General features: G+C 38.0%; 1 protein-coding gene and 1 pseudogene. Both read right to left on the bottom strand.

Features of this window, described 5'->3' with window-relative positions:
- Positions 1-50: 50 nt before the first annotated feature.
- Positions 51-206 (bottom strand): annotated as a pseudogene (locus tag PGR91_RS06925) (two component system sensor kinase); the annotation flags it as partial.
- Positions 206-2,131 (bottom strand): tetracycline resistance ribosomal protection protein Tet(Q), encoded by a 1,926-nt coding sequence (gene tet(Q) / locus PGR91_RS06920; RefSeq protein ID WP_270399309.1) that lies wholly within the window; start codon positions 2,129-2,131, stop codon positions 206-208. The gene tet(Q) and the pseudogene PGR91_RS06925, both read right to left, overlap by 1 nt.
- Positions 2,132-2,531: the final 400 nt, after the last annotated feature.

Here is a 2,531-nt window from a genome sequence, read left to right as displayed (position 1 = left end):
AACGTTCTGTGTTCCACTCTGATTTCAATCAAGACAAAGGCTTGGCTTTACTCTTTTCGGAACTCGTCTATTTTTTTATTGTCAAGTTCTAATGCTTCTATCTCCTGCCATTCATAGAAGCTATTATATGCTATACATCCGATAAGAACGGAGATAAGTATATACCCCAACCGTATTGTCTTATAGAAATTCCTGGATCGTTCCATTATTTTGATGATACTGATTTTTCAAACATGAATAAAAGTTTATCCTTTTCTTCCATACGGGTATTATCAGAATAACCACCTTTTGTTATTTGATACCCACACGGCTTAACCATAAAAGTGCCTAAGCCTTTAGTGTATGAACTTACTTCTGAGGCATAGTCTTTACTTGTATTTAATGGAACTTTCCCTTCAATAAGACACCACTCATTATTACAACTGATACCTTTAATCTCAGACATCATTTTTTGCAAATCTGTAATAGCTTTGGAACTTGCCGCTTGGGGTATCTGCAACTCAAAATAGAGCATCGGTTCGAGAATGTCCACACCTGACTGTTGCAAGGCCAGCCTGAAGACATAAGGGGTCAGCTGTCTGAAATCAGCAGGTGTACTTACCGGGCTATAATACTCGGCTTGAGTAAAAGTTACTTTCAGATCAGTCACTTCCCATCCATGTAAACCAGATTGGCAAGACATACGAATCCCTTCAAAAACGGCATTTTGAAAAGAATGGTTCAGATAACCATAGGAGATGTCACTTTCGATTTGCAACCCTGTCCCTAACGGCAAGGGTTCAAGCGTCAGCCCTATTGTGGCCCAGTAAGGGTTGGGTGGCACTTCGATCTGAATAATCTTATTGACCTTTTTTACAGGTCGTTCTTTGTAGATAGTCTTGATCTCATCAAAATGGACCTTTACGGAAAATCGTTCTTCCAGCAATGTCTGTATGATTTCCTTTTGTGTCAAACCATATAACGAGATTTCCAATTCATCACTATATGAGTTTATGGAAAAGGACAAAGACGGGTCTTCAATCCACAATGTATTCAGAGCGGATATCACCTTGCTTCTCTCTTCGGACCTGTCTGGCCGGACGGAGGATTTGAGAGCGGGATGCTGATGAGATAACCCTTGAATCAAACAAGGTTTAGTACCTAAATAATCTCCGATTCGAAAATCTTCCATATCTTCTACAATCGCGATATCATTGGCCCCCACTTCATCAACATTTATCTCTCTGCCCTGATAAATAGTCTTTAGATTTTTAATCTTGATGAATTTTTCCGAATCGTTGATTCTTACAATGTCTCGAAGTCTCAGACTTCCGTCAATTATTTTTAGAAAACTTCTTTTATGTCCTTTGGGGTCATGCTCTATCTTATAGAGATAAGCTGAAAGTCTGTTTGAGACTGATTCTGGAGGAAGTATAAAAGAAGAGATGGCGTCCAACAACTCATTGATACCGATATTGAACATTGCTGATCCATGTAGTACCGGATAGACTTTGGCTTTTGCCACAAGATCGATTATCGTATTCCAATAATCAGCCGGTGAAATTTCGCTATCCGCCAAATATCGTTCTAATATATTGTCGTCATGGTTGCATACAAATTCTTTGTATTCTTCCTTTATATATGTTTGGGAGCAAATCGGATAAACCGATCCATCGACAACAGTTTGCATAAACAGGACATCTTGAGACAGATTTGTTTTTATATCCAGATACAAACGCTCTAAATTCACACCGTCACGGTCAATTTTATTGATAAATATAATTGTCGGGATTTGCAGTTTTTGTAAAGTATTGAACAGCAACTTTGTTTGCGCTTGTATGCCTTCCTTTGCGGATAAGATGAGGACTGCTCCATCAAGCATTTTGAATGTCCGCTCCACTTCCGCAATAAAATCCATGTGTCCCGGAGTGTCAATGATATTGCATTTCACTCCATTCCAGATAATAGATGTCGTAGAAGCCCGAACAGTAATTCCTCTACGTTTCTCTATATCCATAGAGTCTGTTATGGTGTCACCATTATCCACACGGCCGCACTTTTCCGTTGCTCCACTGGCAAACAGCAGATTCTCGGTTACGGAAGTTTTTCCTGCATCAATGTGAGCAAGAATTCCTAAATTTATAATATTCATTTGGATTAAGCAATAATATACTACAATAGATGCATTGTCGAAACGCACCTTTTAATACCTCCTCGTAGCATGTGAGAACTACAGGATTACTAACTCGTATTAATATGTATATTATTACTGCCGCATAACGATTACAAAATTACACAAAAAAATATATCTAACAAAAGTGGGAGGATTTTTTAACTTTTTACCATAGACATTTTATTAGGGAAGCGTAGGTTCAACTGGTAAGTACAAATAAGTAGAAATGTTTGAACAACAACGTTTTAGGAAGTTGAAAAAAATCAAGTTTCTCTCTCGGTATAACGTTTATTTTGGCCAATATCTTCTTTAGTTTGGCATTTGAGTATTTCCCATTCGTGTTCTATTTAGCTCCTTATTATGAGTATGTAGCAAGTTG

It is taken from the genome of Candidatus Alistipes pullistercoris (assembly GCF_027665465.1).
In the GTDB taxonomy this organism is placed as follows: domain Bacteria; phylum Bacteroidota; class Bacteroidia; order Bacteroidales; family Rikenellaceae; genus Alistipes_A; species Alistipes_A hominis.
This window is presented reverse-complemented; position numbering and strand designations above follow the sequence as displayed.